This is a genomic window from Brevundimonas sp. 2YAF1, from assembly GCF_052114745.1.
Classification (GTDB): Bacteria; Pseudomonadota; Alphaproteobacteria; order Caulobacterales; family Caulobacteraceae; genus Brevundimonas.
In genome coordinates this window covers 379258-400956 of the sequence record NZ_JBFRFI010000002.1, presented here as the reverse complement: position 1 = coordinate 400956, position 21699 = coordinate 379258, and the positions used below count along the sequence as shown (strand labels likewise).

The following is a 21699-nucleotide window of genomic DNA, read 5'->3' as shown; positions in this document are numbered from 1 at the left end:
CCCGATGCAGAACGAGAATTCGCGCAACACCATCATCTTCTTCGTGTGCGCGGCCCTGATCATGGGCGTGTACTACTTCATGGTGATGCGCCCGCAGGCCGAGATGCGCCGTCAGGCGCAGGTCGTCGCCGCCGAGCAGAAGCTGGCTGTCAGCGACGCCGGGGCCAGCACGGCCTCGCGTCCTGAAGCCTTCGTGACCGACCGCGCCCAGGCCCTGGGCGCCGCCGCCCGCGTGCCGATCCAGACGGATACGCTGAAGGGTTCGCTGTCGCTGCAGGGCGCGCGCATCGACGACCTGTATCTGACCCGCTACCGCGAGACGCTGGACAAGAATTCGCCCCCGGTCGAGCTGTTCCGCCCGCAGGGGATGGAGCACGCCTATTTCGCCCAGTTCGGCTGGAGCGGCCCCAACGTCCTCGGCGGCGTGCCCGGTCCGAACACGGTCTGGCAACTGACCAAGGGCGCGACCCTGACCCCGACCACCCCGGTCGAACTGACCTGGGACAACGGCCAGGGCCTGCGCTTCACCCGCGTCATCGCCATCGACGCGCAATACGTCTTCACCGTCACCGACACCGTCGCCAACCTGAGCGGCCAGCCGATCACCATCGCCCCCTATGGCCGCGTCGAGCGCCAGGGCGTGCCGACGGATCTGGGCAAGCAGATGATCCTGCACGAGGGCGCCATCGGCACCTTCGGCGCGGACGGCAAGTTCACGACGGAACAGGTCAAGTACAAGGACTGGGCCAAGAAGCCGCGCATCGAGAACCAATCGACCGGCGGCTGGCTGGGCATCACCGACAAGTACTGGATGGCCGCCCTCATCCCGGACCAGAAGGAAACGATCGAGGGCCGGTTCGCCGTCCGCGACGCCGAGGGTCTGAACGTCCACGAAGCCGCCATGCTGGGCGCCACCCGCACCATCCAGCCGGGGCGCCAGATCGAAGAGACCCAGCGTCTGTTCGCCGGCGTCAAGCGTAACGAGATCCTGGCCGGCTATGAGAAGAGCCTGGACCTGCCGCGCTTCGTCTACGCCATCGACTGGGGCCACCTGTTCTTCCTGACGCGCCCGATCTTCATGATCGTGGAGTTCTTCTACGGCGTCCTCGGCAACTTCGGCCTGGCCATCCTGGCCCTGACCGTCGTGGTCAAGCTGATCATGTTCCCGCTGGCCAACAAGTCCTACGAGAGCCTGTCCAAGATGCGGACCCTCCAGCCCAAGATGGAGGAGATTAAAAAGAAATTTAAGGACGACCCGCAGAAGCAGCAGCAGGAGACGATGGCCCTGTATCAGCGGGAGAAGATCAATCCGCTGGCGGGCTGCCTGCCCATCGTGGTGCAGATCCCGGTCTTCTTCGCCCTGTACAAGGTGCTGTTCGTCACCATCGAAATGCGCCACGCGCCCTTCTTCGGCTGGATTCGCGACCTGTCGGCGCGTGACCCGTCGACGATCTGGAACCTGTTCGGCGCCATTCCGTGGGATCCGGCGACCCTGCCCCTGGTCGGCAGCCTGCTGAGCGGCCCTCTGCATCTCGGCGTCCTGCCGATCATCTATGGTCTGACCATGTGGCTGCAGCAGTCGATGAACCCGCCCGCCCAGGACCCGATGCAGCGTCAGATCTTCGCCTTCCTGCCCTTCGTCTTCACCTTCATCATGGCCCCGTTTGCGGCCGGCCTGCTGATCTACTGGGCGTGGAACAACATCCTCTCGATCCTGCAGCAGTATGTGATCATGCATCGCTTCAAGGCCGAGAACCCGATCGACAGCTTTATCGCCCGCTTCAAGAAGGCCTGATTCATTGGACGAACCATCGGCAGAGCCCAAGGTCGGAGAATACTCGGACACCGAGATTGAGGCCGCGCGCGTGCTGTTCTCGCGCCAGGCCACCTTCGTCCTGGGCTGCGCCAAGATCGAGCAACTTCCTGACCCCGACTTGCCGGAAATCGCCTTTGCCGGCCGTTCCAATGTCGGCAAGTCCAGCCTGATCAACGCCCTGGTCGGGATGCACAAGCTGGCTAGAGCCTCGAACGAGCCGGGCCGCACGCGCGAGGTCAATTTCTTCGATCTGGACGGCCGTTTGCGGCTGGTCGATCTGCCCGGCTACGGCTGGGCCAAGGCGTCCAAGACGACGGTGAAGAAGTTCCAGGACCTGGGCCGCGACTATCTGCGCGGCCGGGTGACGCTGAAGCGGGTCTATCTGCTGATCGACGCCCGCCACGGCCTCAAGAAGGTCGACGACGAGGCGCTGAAGGCCCTGGACCTGGCCGCCGTCAGTTATCAGATCGTCCTGACCAAGGCCGACAAGCTGAAGAAGGGCGAGGCTGAAAAGGTCCAGGCGGAGACACTGAAGGCCATCTCCAAACGCCCGGCCGCCTTCCCCGCAGTTCTGGTCACCTCGTCCGAAAAGGGTACGGGCATGCCAGAGCTGCGCGCCGAGATCATGCGCACCACGGGCGTCGACCTGACGTAAATCATCGTCGGATGCATCGGTTGATATGGCGCCGCTGACGCGCGGCCCCATATCGGACGGATGACCCCGCTTTCCATTCTCGATCTCGCCCCGGTGCCCGAGGGCTCGGATGTCTCGCAGTCGCTGGCCAACACCCTCGACCTGGCTCGCCACGCCGAGCGGCTGGGCTATCGCCGCTTCTGGCTGGCCGAGCACCACAATATGCCGGGCATCGCCAGCGCCGCGACCTCGGTCGTCATCGGCGCGGTGGCGGCGGCGACCAAGACCATCCGCGTGGGCGCCGGCGGCGTCATGCTGCCCAACCACGCGCCGCTGGTCATCGCCGAACAGTTCGGCACCCTGGCCGCGCTTTATCCCGGCCGCATCGACCTGGGTCTGGGTCGAGCGCCCGGCTCGGATCAGGCGACGGCGCGGGCCTTGAGGCGGACTCTTCAGGGCGACGTGGACGCCTTCCCGCAGGACGTGATGGAGTTGATGCAGTGGTTCGCGCCGGCGGCGCCGGATCAGCGCATCATCGCCAACCCCGGCGAGGGTCAGGACGTGCCGATCTGGATCCTGGGTTCCTCGACCTACGGGGCGCAGCTGGCGGCGCATCTGGGCCTGCCCTACGCCTTCGCCAGCCATTTCGCGCCCGGCGACATGATGCGGGCGCTGGACGTCTATCGTCAGACCTTCCGACCGTCCGAACACCTGGCTGAGCCCTATGCCATGCTGGGCTACAATGTCTTCGCCGCCGAGACGGATGCGGCCGCGCGCCTGTTGTTCACCTCGGTCCAGCAGGCCTTCGTCAACCTGAGGACCGGGCGTCCCGGCAAGCTGCCGGCGCCGGTCGAGGGCTATTACGAGCGGCTGGACGGCGCCGCGCGGGGCATGATCGACGCGGCCCTGGCCTGTTCGGCGGTTGGATCGCCCGAGACCGTTCGCGCCCGGATGGAGGCCTTCGTCGCCCAGACCGGGGCCGACGAACTGATGGTCACCAGCCAGATCTGGGATCCCGCCGCACGGGTGCGGTCGTTGGAACTCCTCGCGGGGGCCGTCGGGCAGGGCTGAGGTCAGCCCGCCTCGTCCGGCGGCAGGAATTTCGGGATCGAGGTGTCCGTGGCGAGGCGGGACCAGGCCTCGCCCAGGCGGATGGAGTCCGCCAGATCCTGAGCCGAGATGGTCGCGCGATCCGCGAGGCGCTGACGCAGGCCCTGACAGGCGGCCAGAAGGGCCGAGGCCCGGCGGACCGCAGGGACGTCCGAGCCCGCCCCCAGGGCCTCATAGGCGGCGTAGCGCCAGCGACCGCCCTCGGGCGAACTGTCGACCAGCGCCCATTTCTCGGCGGGGGACAGGGCGTCGCCCAGGGGCTCCCAGACGTCGCCGTCGGTGGGGCGCCGGTAGTGTCCCCGCTGCTGTGGCAGGCCATGGCGTCCATAGACCTCGCCGGCCGCCGTCTCGATCACCTGCAGCAGGGACAGCAGGTCGTCGGTCGACGTCGGCACCTCGGGCCGATCACCCTTCAGCCCCGAGGACGGGGTTTCGAAACGGCGGCGTCCGAGGCGACCGAACATCGCCCTAGTTGACGTTCAGCGCGCTCGTGACCGAGACGTCGTAGATCACGCGGGTGATCGACTGCACGAACTCGAAGAATTTGCGCGCCTCGGCCGAATCCGAACGCGGCGCATAGACCACGTCCTCCGGCTGGATCATGAAATTATTGCCGATGAAGAAGCCCTGACCCTCGGCCAGGTTCAGCCGATAGACCACGGGCACGCCGCGGGGCGTGGCGGCCTGGGTCAGGCCCAGGGCCTGGGCGACCTCGGGCCGTTCGAAGCGGAACACCATGACCGAGCGGGGGTTGGCCGACTGGGTGTCCAGCCCGCGCAGGCGCGCCAGCGCGGCCGTCAGGCTGAGGCTTCCCTGTCCCAGATCCTGCTCGCTGACGGCGCCGACGGCGCCGAAGGCGGTGAAGCGACGCGGCTTGTAGGTCAGGCTGACCTGGTCGCCGCGACGCAGACGCACGTTCTCGCCGAACGTGGTGGCGACCAGGGTCAGGGGCGCCGAATAGGTCTGGTCGCCGCGACGCACGTTGACGATCAGGTCTTCAGCCGGACGGCTCGGGCCGCCGGCGGCGGCGATGACGTCCAGAATCCGGTCGGTGTTGACCGACAGGGCGGCGCGGCCGGGGCTGCGGACATCGCCCAGCACCGTGATCGCGTTCGAGGGGTTCTGCGTGATGGCGGCGATGACCTGAGGATCGCCGACCTTGCCGCGCAGGGCGCGCTTGATGGCGTCGGCCGCTTCCGGGCCGGTCAGGCCGTCGACATGGACCCGACCGGCGAAGGGAACGTTGACGGCGCCGGTGCGGTCGACCACCAGCGGCGGCAGGGCCTGGCTGCCAGTCTGGATGTCGCGCGACATGTTGCGGGTGCCGAACAGGGCGCCGCTGGGTTCGTAGATCGACACCGCCAGAGTGTCGCCGATGCCGAGCACGTCCACCGGCGCGTCGGCGCCGCCCGCAGCCAGACTGCCGCCGAAGCGGGGGGCGATGGCCTTGATCGTTTCGCCGACGGCGTAGTCCAGATCGACCATGGCGTAGTTGCCGGCCTGTTGGGCGCCGGCGGCCCCGTCGACGACGGCGCGGCCCGACGGACCGTCTCCGGGCAGGGTCGAGCAGCCGCCCACAAGGGCGAGGGCGATCAGGGGCAGAAGGGATCGCTTCATGGCGGCTCCGGGGATCTGGCGGTTCATGACCGTGATTACTTGGCTTTGCCGCGTCGGACCAGAGGCATGGGCGCCGATCCCCGACACGGCCTCATGCCGAGCCGACGAGGCGGGCGTCGACGTTGCGGTCGAGGCCCAGCCGCGCCTCGACCGTGGCGAAATGTCGGGGCCAGGTCGGCGGCGAATAGGCTGTCACCGCCGGGCGTCGCCGGGTCGCGGCCTCGAGGGCCGTCAGCCAGCCCAGGCCATCCAGTGGATCGATCAACGTCGCCTGCGGCACCAGTTCGCGGTGCGCGGGAATGTCGGAAGCGATCAGGGGGACGCCGAGGGCGCAGGCCTCGACCGCCGGCAGGTCGAACCCCTCGACGGAGGAGGGCGCCAGGACGGCCTGGGCGCCCTGCATCAGATCGGCCAGCGCCGTGTCGGGCAGGTTCTCGGCCTGATGCACCAGACCCTGAAGATTGGGCGAGCGCTGCAGGTGGTCGAGCACGGCCTCGTTCTCCCAGCCGTAACGGCCGATCAGGACCAGACGCGGGGCCTGGTCGCCCATCCGTTCCTGCAGCCGGCGCCAGATTGTCAGCAGGAAGGCGAGGTTCTTGCGCGCCTCTATGGTGCCGACATGGACGAAATAGGGACGGCGCGAGGGGCTGGGCTCGGCCTTGAGGAAGATCGGCTCCAGGCCCAGGTGGGCGACGTCGACGGGCGGGGCCGGCAGCCTCTCGCGCTCGGCGAAGGCCAGCAGTTCATGGGCCGTATAGTGCGAGTTGACCACGATCCGTGAGGCGTGGCGCAGCGCCGTGATCACCCGGCGGCGATGTTTGGCGCCGTCGCCCGGTCGGCAGAACTCGGGATGGGTGATGGGGATCAGGTCGTGCAGCATCACGACGCGATCAATCCCCTGGGCTCTCAGGCCGGTAAGGATGTCCGGCGTGTTCAGGCTGGTGTGCCCGACGTTGAAATAAAGGCGGGCGGGCGGTGCGGCGGCGACCCGTTTGGCCCGGAAATACTGCTTCCAGGCGCGCGCCTTCTTGCGCTTCGATTGGCCGGGCTCGGGCGCTTCGCTCATGACCGAAGCGGTCGGCTTGTCGGCCTGCAGCGCGGCGAACAGGCGGCGCTCGGCGTCGTTCAACGCGCGGCTGGTCGCCGCGCCGGACCATCGACGACGCAGGTCGAGGATGCAGTCGCGGAACCAGGCGTCGTCCACCATAGCCAGTTGGTCGTGACGCGACCGGACCGGCACCATTCGATAGTCGGGATGGTCGACCAGCCATTCGGCGTAGGCCAGGCAAACGCGATCAACGCCGGTCGGGGCGCTCCGATCGGTGCGGCTCAGCAGGCGGCTGGCGTCGAAGAGGATGTCCTGGCTCATCAGGAAACGTAGCCGGCCTGCATCAGTTCGGCGACGTGAATGATGGCGACCGGCCTCTGGTCATCGACGACGAACAGATTGGCGATCTTGTTGGCGCTCAGCAGATCGACCACATCGCTCATCCGGGCGTCGGGATCGACGGTGATCGGCGCGCGGCTCATGATGTCTTCGGCGCGGATGACCGAGATGTCGCTGGCGAAGGCGCGGCGGATGTCGCCGTCGGTGATCATGCCCGCCAGGGTCCCGTCGGAATGCAGGACCGCGACCGCGCCCTTGCGACCCGCGCTGATGGCGGAGACCACGGCGCTGAAGCTGGCGTCCAGCGGCACGCCGGCCGGGGTGGCGGCGTTGTCGCCCATCCATTCGCGGACGCTCTGCAGGCTCATGCCCAGGGCGCCGCCGGGGTGATGCAGGCCGAAATCCTCGCGGGTGAAGCCGCGGCGGTCCATCAGCACCATGGCCAGGGCGTCGCCCATGGCCAGGGTCATCAGGGTCGAGGTGGTCGGCGCCAGGCCGTTGGGGCAGGCCTCGGCCACGTGGGGCATGGTCAGGCAGACGGCGGAGTGACGGCCGAGGAAGCTGCCCGCCCTCTGGGTGATGCCGATGACCGGAATGTCGTTGCGCTGGCAGTAGATCAGGGGATCGCGCAGTTCGCGGCTCTCGCCCGAGTTGGAGATGGCCAGCAGGGTGGTGTCCGGACGCAGCATGCCCAGGTCGCCGTGGCTCATCTCGGCGGGGTGGACGAAGAAGGAATTGGTGCCGGTCGAGGCCAGGGTCGCGGCGATCTTGCCGCCGATATGGCCCGACTTGCCCATGCCGGTCACGACCAGATAGCCCGGCCGCGACAGGATGATGTCGCAGGCGCGTGCGATCGAGACGTCGATCGACCGCTCCAGCGCGTCCAGCGCCTGGATGTTCAGGCGGACCACCTCGCGCGCCCGGTCCGTCATCGCGGCGATCTGCTCGGGCGACGAGTGAACTGAATCGGTCATGGGCATCGGCTCCTGAACGCCGGACCGCTGCCGCGGTTCTTCATGGCGCCTCGCGAATTGCCCCATCTGGATTGTTCGCACAATGGCGATGCGGCCGCGGAATTGTCGCTTGAGGGACAACCTTCCCGGACTCCATGCGTTCTCAGCAGTCTCAACCTCCGCAGAACACGAGTTCGGACCTTATGCCGTCAGCATCCGGGGCCATCGCCCCACGCTTGCCCAAGCCGCCCGTGGCCCTTCGCAAAGCCGCCCTGTTTCTGGATCTGGACGGCGTCCTGGCGCCGCTGGCCCCGACGCCGGATGCGGTGGGGCCGGACGTCCGGCGGACGGACGTGCTGACGCGGCTGACCGAACGTTTGCAGGGGCGGGTCGCCATCGTCAGCGGCCGGACGCTGCGCGAGATCGACCGGATCAGCGACGGCGCCGCGCGGGCGGCTTCCGGCGTTCACGGGCTGCAACGCCGCCGCGAGGACGGCTCCCTGGTCCAGCGCACGCCCGATCCCGCGGTGCGCCGCGCCGTCGCCGCCTTCGACGCCTTCGCCGCCGCCCGGCCCGGCGTGCTGGTCGAGGATAAGGAATTGTCGGCGGGTCTGCATTATCGCCAGGCGCCGGACGTGTCCGGGGAGGCGCTCATCCTGGCGGCGTCCCTGGCCGAGGAGACCGGCTTGGCCCTGCAACCCGGCGCCATGGTGCTGGAGCTCAAGACGCCGGGCGCGGACAAGGGCGCGGCGCTTTCCGCCTTCATGGCCGAGGCGCCCTTTCAGGGCGGCGTGCCGGTCATGGTGGGCGACGACCTGACCGACGAGCACGGGTTCGAGGCGGCCGAGAGGCTGGGCGGTTTCGGCGTTCTGGTCGGCCCCGAGCGGGCGACGGCGGCGCGCTATCGGCTGGAGGGCGTGAACGCCGTGCTGGACTGGCTGGACGGGATAGCGGAGGTCCCTGCATGAGCCGTCCTAACCTCGACCTCGCCCCCATCGGCAACTGCTCGGTCAGCGCCCTGGTCGACCGACGGGCTCGCTTTGTCTGGGCTTGCGCACCGCGCGTCGACGGCGATCCGGTGTTCTCGGCCCTCATGGACGGGAACGATCCCCAGCACGGATTTTGGTCCATCGAACTGGAGGGTGTGAAGTTCGTCGAGCAGGCCTATGTCCGCAACACGGCCGTGCTGCGCACCGTGATGACCGACGAGCGCGGGGCCTCGGTCGAGATCATCGACTTCGCTCCGCGTCATCTGAAGCACTCGCGCATCTATCGGCCGATCGCGTTCGCGCGGGTGGTGCGGCCGTTGTCGGGCGCGCCGCGCATCACGATCCGGCTGCGGCCCTCGGCCGACTGGGGCGCGCGCCGGGCCGAGCGCACGTCGGGCTCCAACCATATCCGCTACCTCTGCACCGACGTGACCTTGAGGCTGACCACCAACTGCCCCGTCACCCACGTGCTGGACGAACGGACCTTCCGGCTGGAAAGCGAGATGGCCTTCTTCCTCGGCCCGGACGAAGGCTATGATCAGTCGGTCACGGCCGGCGTCATCGCCGCCCTCGACCTGACCATCCTAAATTGGAAACTGTGGGCGCGGACCCTCTATGTGCCGCTGGACTGGCAGGAGGCGGTGATCCGCGCCGCCATCACCCTGAAGCTGTGCGTCTATGAAGAGACCGGCGCCATTGTCGCCGCCATGACGACCTCGGTGCCGGAATTTCCCGAGAGCGGGCGTAACTGGGACTATCGCTTCTGTTGGATGCGCGACGCTTATTACACGGTGCGGGCGCTGAACCGGCTGGGCGCGGTCGACATTCTCGAGAACTACCTCGGCTATCTGCGTAATCTGGTGGACGCGTCCAAGGGGGGGCATGTGCAGCCCGTCTATGGCGTGGGGCTGGAGGCGGGTATCGGCGAACGCATCGTCGACAGCGTCGAGGGCTATCGCGGCATGAAGCCGGTGCGCGTCGGGAACCAGGCGCACGAGCATCTGCAGCACGACGTCTATGGCCAGATCGTCCTGCCCCTGGTCCAGGCCTTCTTCGACGAACGCCTGCTGCGGCCCGGCTCGATCGAGGATTTTCACGCCCTTGAAAAGGTCGGCGACCGCGCCTTCTCCATGCATGACCAGACCGACGCCGGCCTGTGGGAGTTCCGCACCATCGCCCGGGTGCACACCTATTCCTCGGTCATGTGCTGGGCCGCCTGCGACCGCCTGGCCAAGGCGGCGCGACATCTGGGGTTGCCGGAACGGGCGGAAATCTGGGACGAGCGGGCGCGGCTGATCCGGGCCCGGATCGAGGCCGAGGCCTACCTGCCTGACGAAGGCCGGTTCGCCGCCAGCTTCGGCGGAACCGAACTGGACGCCTCCCTGCTGCAGATGACCGATCTGGGCTTCCTCGACGCCCGCGACCCGCGTCAGGTGAAGACCTTCGAGGCCATCGAGCGCGACCTCAAGAAGGGCGGCTATCTGTTCCGCTATATCCATCCCGACGACTTCGGCGAGCCGGAGACGGCGTTCAACTTCTGCACCTTCTGGTTTATCGAGGCCCTGCATCTGAATGGGCGGACGGAAGAGGCGAGGGCCATCTTCGACGAGATGCTCAGCCGCCGAACCCATGCCGGCCTGCTCAGCGAGGACATCGCCATTCAGGACGGCGAACTGTGGGGCAACTACCCGCAGACCTACTCCCTGGTCGGCATCATCAACTGCGCCGTGCTGCTCAGTCGTTCTTGGCAGGACGCGCGATGAGCCGGCTGATCGTCGTTTCCAACCGCGTTTCGGCGCCGCGCGACCCGGCCGCCGGATCGGCGGGCGGACTGGCCATGGCCCTGTCGGCGGCGCTGCGCAAATACGACGGCCTGTGGTTCGGCTGGTCCGGCGAAACGGTCGAGCAGTTCACCGGCGAACTGAACTTCGAGGATAGGGCGGGCGTCACCGTCGCCACGGTGGATCTGGAGCCGCAGGACGTCGACGAATATTACAACGGCTACGCCAACAAGACCCTGTGGCCGCTGTTCCATCACCGGGTGGACCTGACCGCCTATGAGCGGTCGTTCGGCGAGGGCTATGAGCGCACCAATCGCCGCTTCGCCGAGGTGCTGCGGCCGCTGATCCAGCCCGAGGACATTATCTGGATCCACGACTATCACATGATCCCCATGGCGCGGGACCTGCGCCGCCTGGGGGTGAAGAACCGGATCGGCTTCTTCCTGCACACGCCCTGGCCGGCGCGTCAGCTGCTGGTCACCTTGCCGCATCATCGGCGGCTGGTGGAGTCGATGTTCTATTTCGACCTGATCGGCTTCCAAACCCATGAATGGCTCGGCCTGTTCGAACGCTACGTCGAGGTCGAGGCGCGGGGCCGGGTCTCGCCCGACCACGTGATCGAGGCCTTCGGGCGCCGCGTGCAGGGCGGGGTCTTCCCCATCGGCATCGACGTGGAAGGTTTCCTGAGTGCTCGCGGTTCGGTGCTGGGACGCAAGACCTACGACCGGATGGCGGCCTCGGCGGCCTTCCGGTCCATGATCGTCGGGGTCGACCGGCTCGACTACTCCAAAGGGCTGGAGCAGCGGATGCTGGGCTATGAGCAGTTCCTTGAGGACAACCCGGCCCTGCGCAGCGAGGTCTTCCTGTTGCAGGTGACGCCGATCTCGCGCGACGACGTGGACACCTATCAGGACATCCGGGCGCGACTTGACGCCCTGGCCGGGCGCATCAACGGCGCCTATGCCGACATGGACTGGCAGCCGATCCGCTACCTGAACCGCACCTTCCGCCGGGATCAGCTAGCGGGCATCTATCGTGCCGCCAGGGTCGGTCTGGTCACGCCGCTGCGCGACGGCATGAACCTGGTGGCCAAGGAATATGTCGCGGCCCAGAATCCGGAAGACCCCGGCGTGCTGATCCTGTCGCGCTTCGCTGGCGCCGCCGAACAGATGGGCGAGGCTCTGCTGGTCAATCCCTTCAGCCGCGAGGAACTGTCGGAGGCGATCAAGAAGGCCCTGACCATGCCGCTGGACGAACGCATCCGCAAATGGAAGGCGCTGATGCAGGTGGTGCGCGACTCGGACGTGTCCATCTGGCGCGACAGCTATGTGAAGGCACTGCTGTCGACGGCGCCTGCGGACGCGCACGCCCACTGAAGCGCGTCCCCCCCACGGATGATGGAGGCGGCTGGCCGGCTCAGTAAATTTCGAACAGACCCGCCGCGCCCATGCCGCCGCCGATGCACATGGTGACGACGCCGTATTTGGCCCCGCGACGCCTGCCCTCGATCAGGACGTGGCCGGTCATCCGCGCGCCCGACATGCCGTAGGGGTGGCCGATGGAGACGGCGCCGCCCGAGACGTTCAGCCGGTCGTTGGGGATGCCCAGGGTGTCACGGCAATAGAGCACCTGGACGGCGAAGGCCTCGTTCAGCTCCCAGATGCCGATGTCGTCCACGGTCAGGCCGTGGCGCTTCAGCAGCTTGGGCACGGCGAAGACGGGGCCGATGCCCATCTCGTCCGGCTCGCAGCCCGCCACCGCCATGCCGCGATAGGCGCCGAGCGGCTGCAGGTTGCGCTTCACCGCTTCGCCCGCTTCCATGACGACGCAGGCCGCGGCGCCGTCCGACAACTGGGACGCGTTGCCGGCGGTGATGAACTCGCCCTGCTGAATCTCCTCGCCGCCGCCGAAGACGGGTTTCAGCGCCTTCAGCCCTTCCAGGGTGGTGTCGGGGCGGTTGCCTTCGTCCTTGGCCAGGGTGACTTCCTTGGAGGAGGTCTGCCCGGTCGCCTTGTCCATCACCAGCATGGAGGTGGTCATCGGCACGATCTCGGCGTCGAACCGACCGGCGGCTTGCGCCTCGGCGGTGCGCTGCTGCGACTGCAGGGCGTACTCGTCCTGGGCGTCGCGGCTGATGCCATAGCGGCGGCTGACGACCTCGGCGGTCTCCAGCATCGACATATAGATGTGGGGCGACAGCTTCAGCAGCGCCTCGTCCTTCATCCGGTAGAGGTTCATGTGCTGGTTCTGGACCAGGGAGATGCTCTCCAGACCGCCGCCGACCGCCATCTTCTGCTGGTCGAAGATCACCTGCTTGGCCGCCGTGGCGATGCCCATCAGGCCCGAGGCGCACTGGCGATCCAGGCTCATGCCGGGCACGGAAGAGGGGAGGCCGGCGGCCAGGGCCACCTGGCGCGCCACGTTCGTGCCGGTCGAGCCCTGCTGCAGGGCCGCGCCCATGATGACGTCTTCGATCTCGGCCGGATCGACGCCAGCGCGCGCCACCGCATGGCGCACCGCGTGGGCGCCGAGGGCTTGCGCCTGGGTGTCGTTGAAGGCACCGCGATAGGCCCGGCCGATCGGGGTGCGGGCGGTGGAGACGATGACGGCTTCACGCATAGAGAAGTTCTCTCTGTTTTGTGCGCTATCGCTCGGCGCGCGGCACCTCGCTGCTTGAGCGCGTGAAGGTGCGCTATCGCTCGCGACGCGGGCGCGCGCTGCGTGAGCGCGTTTCCTGCCTAACGGGGAGAGGATAGGCGCCTCACGTCACGTCAACGCAAGGCGCCTTTTCGGCATGGGGCGGAGCGGCCTCAAGTAGCGCGAAGCGCGGTAGGCTCCTCAAATGCCCTCAAGCAGCGCGAAGCGCTGCGGGCCCCTTAAGAACCATGATGCTTCTGGGCCTTGGTCAGTTCGATCATGCCTTGCGCTGCGCCCATGTCCGGCACGATCTCGTTGGTGCGGTCCGAGATGGCGTCGAAGCGGGCGGCGACCTGTTCCGGGGCGTCGGGGCCGATAGCGAAGTCGCCTTGGGTCAGGGTGACAAAGGCGCGTTCGAAACCTCCGGCGCCGGCGGCCAGGATGGCGCGGGTCGGGGCGTCGCGGCTGACCAGGTGCAGCAGGCCCGGCGTCACCAGCTCCGGCCCCAGGGCCTCAAGCGGCAGGCCCTGGAGGTCCTCGGTCATGCGGGTGTGGGCGGTCGGGGCCAGGGCGTTGACGCGAATGTCGTTCTTGGCCCCCTCGATCGCCAGGGTCTGCATCAGGCCGACCAGGGCCATCTTGGCCGCGCCATAGTTGGCCTGGCCGAAATTGCCGAACAGACCCGACGACGAGGTGGTCATGACGATGCGGCCATAGTTCTGAGCCCGCATGATCTCCCACACCGCCTTGGTGCAGTGGACCGCGCCCATCAGGTGAACGTCCATGACCAGGCTGAAATCGGCCAGGTCCATCTTGGCGAAACTCTTGTCTCGCAGGATGCCGGCGTTGTTGACCAGAATGTCGATCCGGCCCCAGCGCGCCATGACCTCGGCCGCCATGGATTCGACCGCTGCGGCGTCCGTGACCGAGGCCACATTAGCTATGGCTTCGCCGCCCGCCGCTGTGATTTCGGCCACCACGGCCTCGGCCGCCGTGGCCGACCCGCCGGAACCGTCGCGGGCTGACCCCAGATCATTGACCACGACCTTGGCGCCTCGCGCCGCCAGGGCCAGGGCGTGAGAGCGACCCAGACCGCCGCCCGCGCCCGTCACGATCGCCACCTGACCGTCGAACCTGATGCTCATCCTGCGTCTCCGTCTTGTTTCAAGACTGTCCTAGCAGGCAGGAATGAGGGGCAAAATGACCATTTGTGTTGGAATGGCGCCACACTCCGCCGCAATCCTTCGAAAAGCGGCGGAACCTGAGCGATCCCGTGTCGTTCGGCCTTCGATCGCCTTCGCCCGTGCGTCGGCATTCAGATCAACTTGACTGTGAGGACACCATGAAGCTCAAACTTCTCGCCAGTGTCGCCGCCGCGGGGCTGTTCGCAGCTGGCGCGGCGTCGGCCGAACCGGATGGCTGGTACGGCGCGGTCGACGCCGGCTATCATTTCAAAGACAAATTCGACCTGAAGTCGTCCACGACGAATGAGGAGTGGAAATGGGAGGTGAACCCCGGCTGGGCCGCGTTCGCCCGCCTCGGCTACCGCTTCAATCCGAACTGGCGCGCTGAACTCGAGGGCGGCTACCGCTCGGGCGATATCGGCAAGGTGCGGGCGGTCTCGGGCACGCAGGGTCTGTGCAACTCCACGCCGGCGACCGGGCCTTGCTTTTCGCCTCACGGCGATATCGAGTCCACCACCTTGATGGCCAACGTCATCTACGACATCGGCTCGCCCGATTGGCGTCTGCGTCCGTTCGTGGGGGTCGGCATCGGCGCCAACTACGTCAAGACTCGCGCCGACGGCCGTCTGCGCGCGACGCCGGCGGTGGGCTTCACGGCTAAAGACAGTTCGACCAAGTTCGCGGCCCAGGCGATCGCCGGGGTGGCCTGGGCCGTCGGCGACCGGGCCAACATCGATCTGACCTATCGCTATCTTAACAGTGACATGTCGTTCGACTCGAGGACGAGCAGCGGTCCAGCCTTGGGCGAATGGTCGGGCGACAACTATCAGTCGCACACCGTGACCCTGGGCCTGCGCTACGCCTTCGGCGCCGAGCCGGCCCCGCCGCCGCCGCCGCCTCCGCCGCCTCCGCCGCCGCCTCCCCCCCCGCCGCCGCCGCCGCCGCCACCTCCGCCGCCTCCGGCCAAGCCGGCTGCGCGTCAGTTCGTGGTCTACTTCGACTGGGATCGCTCGGACCTGACGGCGGAAGCCCGCTCGGTGGTGACGCAAGCCGCCAACTACGCCAAGTCGGGCGCTCCGACCCGCGTCCTGATCGTCGGCTACACCGACACCTCGGGTTCGGCCGCCTATAACCTCGGCCTGTCCAACCGTCGTTCGCGCACCGTCGCGGACGCCCTGGTCGCTCAAGGCGTCAACGGCGGCGTCATCGCCCTCGACGGCAAGGGTGAAACCGGCCTGGCCAAGCCGACGGCCGACGGCGTGCGCGAACCGCTCAACCGTCGCGCCACCGTCGACATCAACTTCTAAGGCCCTGGGCTCCGGAGCGACCGCAGGGTCACGCTCCGGAGCCTGGCGTCCCGAGATGTCAAAAGACCCGGCCGCCGGACTCGCCCAGAGCCGGCGGCCTTCTCTTTGCCGCGAAGCCGAACCGCATCCTTAGACCTGCACCCGCCTTGTCATCGGAGGGGGCTTGGCACTAGGAAGGGACTGTTCCTTGGAAAGATACTCAGCGGTTGCTCGCGCCATTTAATCCTGATCAACCGAACGCAATACCGCTCGTGCAGGCGGATTTGTGCGGTCGCCGGTTTTTGATCGTCACGGCCCCCTTCGGCGGGTTCGGGCGGCTGCTGGCCCAAGCCGTCGCCGCGCGCGGCGGCGAGGCCTTGCGTATGATCTTCAACGCAGGCGACCTGGTGACCTGGCGACGCGGCGGCGGTGTCGTGTTCCGCGAGGACGTGCGGCGCTGGCCGGCCCGGGTGAGGGAACTGGCGGCCGAGTTCACCGACATCGTCGTTTTCGGCGAGGGCGGTCCCTATAATCAGGGTGTCCTGGCCCAGGCCGAATCCCTGAACGCCCGCGTCTGGGTGCTCGAGAACGGCTATTTCCGTCCCGACTGGATCACGCTGGAGAGAAACGGCGTCAATGGTTCCAGCGGCCTGCCCCGCAACGCCGCCGACTACGCCGTGCCGGGGCCCGAGTTGCCGGTGACCCGTCCTGTCGGCAAGATCCTGCCGCACCATGTCTTCAACATCAGCTTCTATCACGCGGTCCAACCGCTGGGGTGGGCGGCCTTCCCCCGCTATCGCCATCCTTATACGGTCTCGCCGTGGCGGCAGTTCTTCGGCCACATCCGCCGCTATTTCGGCTTGGCGACGCGTCCCAAACAGTCCTGCGACGCCGATGCGATTCGGGCGCGCGGGCCGTTCTTCATCGCCTGCCTGCAGCGGGAGGGCGACGCGCAACTGCTGCGCTATTCCTCCTACGCCGACAACACCGCCTTCCTGGCCGAGGTCATGGGCAGTTTCGCCCGCCATGCGCCCAAGGATTGCCGACTGGTGGTCAAGAACCATCCGCTGGATCCGGGTCTGTCGGATCTGGAGCATATGACCCGCTGTCTGGCGGTGGAGCGCGGTCTGGCCGATCGAGTCGATTTCATCGACGGCGGCAATCTGGCTCAGCTGTGCCGCGCCTCGCAGGGCATGGTGGTCAACAATTCCAGCGCCGCCCTGTCGGCCCTGGGGTTCCGCACCCCGGTCAAGGTGCTGGGCGACGCCTTCTTCGATTTCGAGGGACTGACCGACCAGCAGCCGCTGGACGGCTTCTGGGGCGCGCCGGTCGCCGCCGATCCCACGCTGTTCACGGCCTTCCGGGCGCATGTGATCGCCCGCAGCCAGATCAACGGCAATTATCACGAACCGCGCGCCATGCGGTCGACCGCAGGCCTGATCGCCGACGCCTTCGCCCTGCGCGCCGACTGACCGGCCGCCCCGACGGGTGACGAGAATCGTCCACAGGGGTGTGGCGTTATGGCCACCCCAGAGCCCTGTCATATCACTGTCACACGACTGTCGTCCAAACTTCCCGCAGCGGCCTTAAGCCCCAGCCCATCTCGACAGGCGCCACGGCCTGCCGCGCATGGCGCTACGCCTTCATCACTGGGGATACGACAGATGACTAACCGCAAACAGCTGTTCTGGGCCACCACCGCCCTGATGAGCGGCCTTATTATGGCCGGCGCCGCTTCGGCCCAGTCGACCGGCACCGAGGCCACCGAAGTCAGCGACGTCGTCGTCACCGGCCAGCGCGGCCCGCGCAATCTCGAAGGTCTGGCTGTCGCCGAAACGGTCGCTAAGACCCGCAACACGGTCAACCAAGAATTCATCGCCACTCAGGCCGCGGGTCAAACGATCCTGCAGACCCTGAACCTGACGCCGGGCCTCAGCTTCACCAACGCCGATCCCTACGGTTCGTCGGGCGGCAACATCCGTCTGCGCGGCTTCGATGGCAACCGCGTCTCGCTGACCTTTGACGGCATTCCGCTGAACGACACCGGCAACTACGCCACCTACACCAACCAGCAGATGGACCCGGAACTGATCGAGCGCGCCTCGGTCAACACCGGTTCAACCGACGTCGACAGCCCGACGGCCTCGGCCACCGGCGGCACCATCAACTATGTCACGCGCCGTCCGGCGAAGGACTTCGGCGGCTGGGTTCAAGGTTCGCTGGGCGACTTCAACTATCGCCGCATCATGGGCCTGGTCGACACCGGCGAGATCGGCCCCTGGGGCACCTCGGCCTGGTTCGCCGTCTCGGCTCAGGACTACGACAAGTTCAAGGGCATCGGCACCCTCGAGAAGACCCAGTACAACGGCCGCATCTGGCAGCCGCTGGGCGACAACGGCGACTTCGTGGCCCTGTCGGGTCACTACAACGTCAACAAGAACAACAACTACAACGGCCCGAACCTGGGCACCGCCACCGGCTTCTGCGACGTCGCCCAGAAGATCGCCTGCGGCCCTCAGGTCAGCGATCCGACCAACCCGTTCGGCTGGGGCGTCGATTTCGACCGCACCTACACCGCGCCGACGTTCCGCAAGGGCACGGCCGACAACGACTCCAACGCCGCCAACTACTGGGGTCTGCGCATCAACCCGTCGAACACGGGCAACATCCGCGGCAACTCGCGCTTCACCCTGCGTGACGGCCTGACCCTGACCGTTGACCCGTCGTTCCAGTACACCCTGGCCAACGGCGGCACGGGCCAGGTGGTCCTGTCGGAAACCGATCCGCTGCTGCGCGGCACCAAGACCACGGGCGGCGTCGACCTGAACGGCGACGGCGACACCCTGGACAAGGTTCGCGTGCACACGCCGTCGGTGACCAATACGCACCGCTACGGCCTGAACAGCTCGCTGATCTGGGAGCTGAACGACAACCACCGCCTGCGCGCCGCCTATGCGTTGGACTGGGGTCGTCACCGTCAGACCGGCAACTACGGCTTCATCGACTTCTCGGATCCGACCAACCCGCACTTCGTTGATGATTTCGGCGGTCGCAACAAGGAAGGCAACCGCGTCGTCAACCTGGACGGTTATGCCCTGCAGGCGCGCGACCGCAAGTCGATCGCCCAGCTGAACCAGTTCTCGGCGGAATACCGCGGCCGCTTCCTGCATGAAGCCCTGACGGTCAATCTGGGTGTTCGCGCGCCCTTCTTCGAGCGTGAACTGAACCAGAACTGCTACACGCAGAACGCCTCGTCGAACGTGCTCTGCACCACTGAGGCGCCGAACGCGACCCTGGCCAACGGCAACGTGACCTTCGCTTCGAAGGGCGCGACCCCGTACATCAAGCCGTTCCAGCGCACGGTGAAGTTCGACGACATCCTGCCCAACATCGGCGCCACCTATCGCTTCGGTGAAGGCCAGTCGGTCTTCGGCAGCTACAGCGAATCCCTGTCGGCTCCCCGCACGGACAGCCTCTACAGCACCACCCGCCTGGCGGACGGCTCGCTCGGCAACCCGACCGTGATGCCGGAAACCTCGAAGAACATCGACCTGGGCTACCGCTTCAGCTCCTCGACCATCGTGGCTCAGGCCTCGGTGTTCCAGAACCAGTTCGACAACCGCATCGTCAGCACCTTCGACCCCGATCTCGATCAGTTCGTCGATCGCAACGTGGGTTCGGTGAAGAGCGTCGGTTTCGAGGCTTCGCTGGGCTGGCAGCCGATCGAGAAGCTGAACCTGTACGGCACGGTTTCGCTGCTCAACAGCGAACTGCAGGACGACTACGTCTATGACAAGGCCGGCGCCCGCCTGCCCACCAAGGGCAAGAAGCAGGTCGAAACGCCGGAACAAATGTTCTCGCTGCGCGCGTCGTACAAGTTCAACGACGTCTTCTCGGCCGGCGTCCAGGGCAAGTACACCGGCGAGCGTTGGGTGACCGACGTCAACGACCTGAAGGTCGACGCCTATACCGTCGTCGATCTGGACGCCCGCTTCGACTTCTCGACGCTGGGTCTGAAGGACACCTACCTGCAGCTGAACGTCATCAACCTGTTTGACGAGCAGTACTACAGCACGCTGGGCACCCGCGCTTCGGGCACGCCGGGCCAACTGGGCTACAGCCGCTCGTTCGCGGGCGTCGGCGCTCCGCGCACGGTCATGGCTTCGATCCGCTACAGCTTCTAAGCTCTAGCTTCGATACCGACAGGGAAGGGCGGTCCGGAAACGGGCCGCCCTTTTTTTGTTGGGCCTACCGCGCTTCGCGCTACTTGAGGCCAGGGTGCGGCGGCTTGCCCCCAAACATTGAACCGGGGGGCGTCTCGGCCTATCTGGCGCGGCTAGCCTTCTTCCCATTCGGATCGACTTCGCCCATGACCCATCCCATCCCCGCCGAATGGTCGCCGCACCGTGCGATGTGGGTCGGCTGGCCCAGCCATGCCGAGCTGTGGGGCGAGGACTTCGAACAGGCTCAGACCGAGGTCGAGGCCCTGGTCCGCGCCCTGGCCGGTCCGGGCCGCGAGCAGGTCAAGCTGATGGTCGGCAATGAAGAGTCGCTGGCCGGCGCCCGCGCGCGTCTGGACGGCGTGGAGGGCGTCGAGATCGTGGCCGGTCGCTTCGGCGACATTTGGCTGCGCGACACGGGCCCGATCTTCAGCAAGGGTTCGACCGTGGCCAACGCCTTCAGCTTCAACGGCTGGGGCGGCAAGTACGACTATCCGCACGACGACGAGGTCGCCGACCAGATCGCGGACTTCTCGGGCGCGCCGGTGGCGCGTCACGACTTCATCCTGGAAGGCGGCGCCCTGGACCACGACGGCGAGGGCACGGTCCTGACCACCCGCCAGTGCCTGCTGAACAAGAACCGCAACAAGGGCTGGACCGCCGAGGCCGCCGAGGCGGCTCTCGCCGAGGCCGTGGGCGCCAAGGTCGTGGTCTGGCTGGGCGACGGCCTGCTGAACGACCACACCGACGGCCATGTCGACAACCTGGCCCGCTTCGTCGCGCCGGGCGTGGTGGCCTGCCCCATCGCCTTCGGCCGCAAGGACCCGAACGCCGAGGTCTATGACGAGACCGCCCGCACCCTGATGGAAACGACCGACGCCATGGGCCGCAAGCTCAAGGTGCTGCGCATTCCGTCGCCGGGTCTGGTGCTGGACGCCGACGAGCGCCCCATCCCGGCCAGCCACATGAACTTCCTGATCGCCGACGGCGCCATCGTGGTGCCGACCTATGGCGATGATGTCGCCGCCCGTCTGGCGGGCGAGGCCCTGGCCACGGTCTTTACCGACCGCGAGATCGTGTTGTCGCCGTCGAACGCCGTCCTGACCGGCGGCGGTTCCTTCCACTGCATCTCGCAACAGGAGCCCGCGTAAATGGCCCGCACGGTTACGGTCGCCGCCCTGCAGACCTCCTACGGCGAGGACATGCAGGCCAACATCGACAAGACCATCGCCCTGATCCGTCAGGCGGCGGCCAAGGGCGCGCAGGTCATCCTGCCGTCGGAGCTGTTCCAGGGCCCCTACTTCTGCGTGACACAGGAAGAGCACTGGTTCGCGACCGCCTATCCGTGGCGCGAGCATCCGGCCGTGGTGCAACTGCAGCCGGTGGCGAAGGAACTGGGCGTCGTCATCCCCGTCTCGATCTTTGAGAAGGAGGGGCCGCACTATTTCAACTCGATGGTCATGCTGGACGCCGACGGGGAGGCCCTGGGCGTCTATCGCAAGAGCCATATCCCCGATGGCCCCGGCTATCAGGAGAAGTACTACTTCCGTCCCGGCGACACCGGCTTCAAGGTCTGGAGCACCCGCTTCGGCCGCATCGGCGTCGGCATCTGCTGGGACCAGTGGTACCCCGAGGCCGCCCGCGCCATGGCGCTGCAGGGCGCCGACATCCTGATGTACCCGACCGCCATCGGCTCGGAGCCGCATGACGATACCCTGGACACCGCAGCGCCCTGGCAGCGCGCCATGCAGGGCCACGCCGTGTCCAACGTCACGCCCGTCGTGGCCGCCAACCGCATCGGCCATGAGACGGTGACGGAGGCGGGCCAGACCTTCTACGGCCACTCCTTCATCGCCGACCATCGCGGCGATCTGGTCGAGAGCCTGACGGGCGAGGAGGGCGTGCTGGTCCACACCTTCGACCTGGACTTCCTCGACCGCTACCGCGCCGCCTGGGGCTTCTTCCGCGACCGTCGCCCGGAACTGTACGGCGCGCTGGCGACAGGGCGTCCGGCCTAACCCGTTCTGTCATCCCGGACGGCCGTCAGGCCGATCCGGGACCCAGACGTTTGCTCCCGTCAGGGAA

Annotated in this window: 17 protein-coding genes; 11 read left to right on the top strand and 6 right to left on the bottom strand. The window is 67.2% G+C overall.

The window, feature by feature from the left end; genetic code table 11:
- Window positions 1-4 precede the first annotated feature (4 nt).
- From yidC to AB4Y68_RS04545, 3 genes are read left to right on the top strand one after another with little or no spacing between them, the layout of a single operon-like run.
- A complete protein-coding gene (gene yidC / locus AB4Y68_RS04555) occupies window positions 5-1795 on the top strand; it encodes a membrane protein insertase YidC (protein WP_441454326.1) in 1791 nt (596 codons plus the stop codon).
- 4 nt (window positions 1796-1799) lie between these two features.
- Window positions 1800-2471, top strand: coding sequence for a ribosome biogenesis GTP-binding protein YihA/YsxC (gene yihA / locus AB4Y68_RS04550; protein ID WP_441454325.1), 672 nt, complete (start codon window positions 1800-1802; stop codon window positions 2469-2471).
- 60 nt (window positions 2472-2531) lie between these two features.
- Entirely contained in the window at window positions 2532-3521 is a 990-nt protein-coding gene (locus AB4Y68_RS04545; RefSeq protein WP_441454324.1) for an LLM class flavin-dependent oxidoreductase, read from the top strand.
- Between the two features lie 2 nt (window positions 3522-3523).
- Here the strand turns inward: AB4Y68_RS04545 and AB4Y68_RS04540 are convergent, their stop codons facing one another.
- The 4 genes from AB4Y68_RS04540 to AB4Y68_RS04525 all read right to left on the bottom strand — a co-directional run bounded on the left by AB4Y68_RS04540 (window position 3524) and on the right by AB4Y68_RS04525 (window position 7538).
- Window positions 3524-4024, bottom strand: coding sequence for a hypothetical protein (locus AB4Y68_RS04540; RefSeq protein WP_441454323.1), 501 nt, complete (start codon window positions 4022-4024; stop codon window positions 3524-3526).
- A gap of 4 nt (window positions 4025-4028) precedes the next feature.
- Window positions 4029-5177, bottom strand: coding sequence for a polysaccharide biosynthesis/export family protein (locus AB4Y68_RS04535; RefSeq protein WP_441454322.1), 1149 nt, complete (start codon window positions 5175-5177; stop codon window positions 4029-4031).
- Window positions 5178-5268: 91 nt separating this feature from the next.
- Window positions 5269-6546: a glycosyltransferase family 4 protein gene (locus AB4Y68_RS04530; RefSeq protein WP_441454321.1), complete on the bottom strand. Its 1278-nt coding sequence runs from the start codon at window positions 6544-6546 to the stop codon at window positions 5269-5271.
- The gene (locus AB4Y68_RS04525; RefSeq protein ID WP_441454320.1) at window positions 6546-7538 is read right to left on the bottom strand and encodes a KpsF/GutQ family sugar-phosphate isomerase; all 993 of its coding nucleotides are present in this window, start codon (window positions 7536-7538) and stop codon (window positions 6546-6548) included. The genes AB4Y68_RS04530 and AB4Y68_RS04525 overlap by 1 nt, the downstream gene beginning before the upstream one ends.
- Before the next feature lie 182 nt (window positions 7539-7720).
- Between AB4Y68_RS04525 and otsB the strand changes: the two genes are divergently transcribed.
- From otsB to AB4Y68_RS04510, 3 genes are read left to right on the top strand one after another with little or no spacing between them, the layout of a single operon-like run.
- Window positions 7721-8485 (top strand): trehalose-phosphatase, encoded by a 765-nt coding sequence (gene otsB / locus AB4Y68_RS04520; protein ID WP_441454319.1) that lies wholly within the window; start codon window positions 7721-7723, stop codon window positions 8483-8485.
- Window positions 8482-10269 carry a glycoside hydrolase family 15 protein gene (locus AB4Y68_RS04515; protein ID WP_441454318.1) on the top strand — a complete coding sequence of 596 codons (1788 nt, stop codon included), beginning with the start codon at window positions 8482-8484 and terminating at the stop codon, window positions 10267-10269. The genes otsB and AB4Y68_RS04515 overlap by 4 nt, the downstream gene beginning before the upstream one ends.
- Entirely contained in the window at window positions 10266-11663 is a 1398-nt protein-coding gene (locus tag AB4Y68_RS04510) for an alpha,alpha-trehalose-phosphate synthase (UDP-forming) (RefSeq protein ID WP_441454317.1), read from the top strand. The genes AB4Y68_RS04515 and AB4Y68_RS04510 overlap by 4 nt, the downstream gene beginning before the upstream one ends.
- Before the next feature lie 40 nt (window positions 11664-11703).
- Here the strand turns inward: AB4Y68_RS04510 and AB4Y68_RS04505 are convergent, their stop codons facing one another.
- Together AB4Y68_RS04505 and AB4Y68_RS04500 are read right to left on the bottom strand one after the other, a co-directional pair.
- Window positions 11704-12906, bottom strand: a complete 1203-nt coding sequence (locus AB4Y68_RS04505; protein WP_441454316.1) for an acetyl-CoA C-acyltransferase — start codon at window positions 12904-12906, stop codon at window positions 11704-11706.
- Window positions 12907-13163: 257 nt separating this feature from the next.
- On the bottom strand, window positions 13164-14069 hold the full coding sequence (locus AB4Y68_RS04500) for an SDR family NAD(P)-dependent oxidoreductase (protein WP_441454315.1): 906 nt from the start codon (window positions 14067-14069) through the stop codon (window positions 13164-13166).
- A 197-nt stretch (window positions 14070-14266) separates the two neighbouring features.
- Between AB4Y68_RS04500 and AB4Y68_RS04495 the strand changes: the two genes are divergently transcribed.
- The 5 genes from AB4Y68_RS04495 to aguB all read left to right on the top strand — a co-directional run bounded on the left by AB4Y68_RS04495 (window position 14267) and on the right by aguB (window position 21632).
- A complete protein-coding gene (locus AB4Y68_RS04495; protein WP_441454314.1) occupies window positions 14267-15415 on the top strand; it encodes an OmpA family protein in 1149 nt (382 codons plus the stop codon).
- Between the two features lie 281 nt (window positions 15416-15696).
- Window positions 15697-16866 (top strand): capsular polysaccharide export protein, LipB/KpsS family, encoded by a 1170-nt coding sequence (locus AB4Y68_RS04490; RefSeq protein WP_441454313.1) that lies wholly within the window; start codon window positions 15697-15699, stop codon window positions 16864-16866.
- A 192-nt stretch (window positions 16867-17058) separates the two neighbouring features.
- A complete protein-coding gene (locus tag AB4Y68_RS04485; RefSeq protein ID WP_441454312.1) occupies window positions 17059-19578 on the top strand; it encodes a TonB-dependent receptor in 2520 nt (839 codons plus the stop codon).
- Window positions 19579-19763: 185 nt separating this feature from the next.
- Window positions 19764-20765 carry an agmatine deiminase family protein gene (locus AB4Y68_RS04480; protein WP_441454311.1) on the top strand — a complete coding sequence of 334 codons (1002 nt, stop codon included), beginning with the start codon at window positions 19764-19766 and terminating at the stop codon, window positions 20763-20765.
- Entirely contained in the window at window positions 20766-21632 is an 867-nt protein-coding gene (gene aguB / locus AB4Y68_RS04475) for an N-carbamoylputrescine amidase (RefSeq protein WP_441454310.1), read from the top strand. It abuts the gene before it with no gap.
- The last annotated feature ends 67 nt before the right edge of the window (window positions 21633-21699 follow it).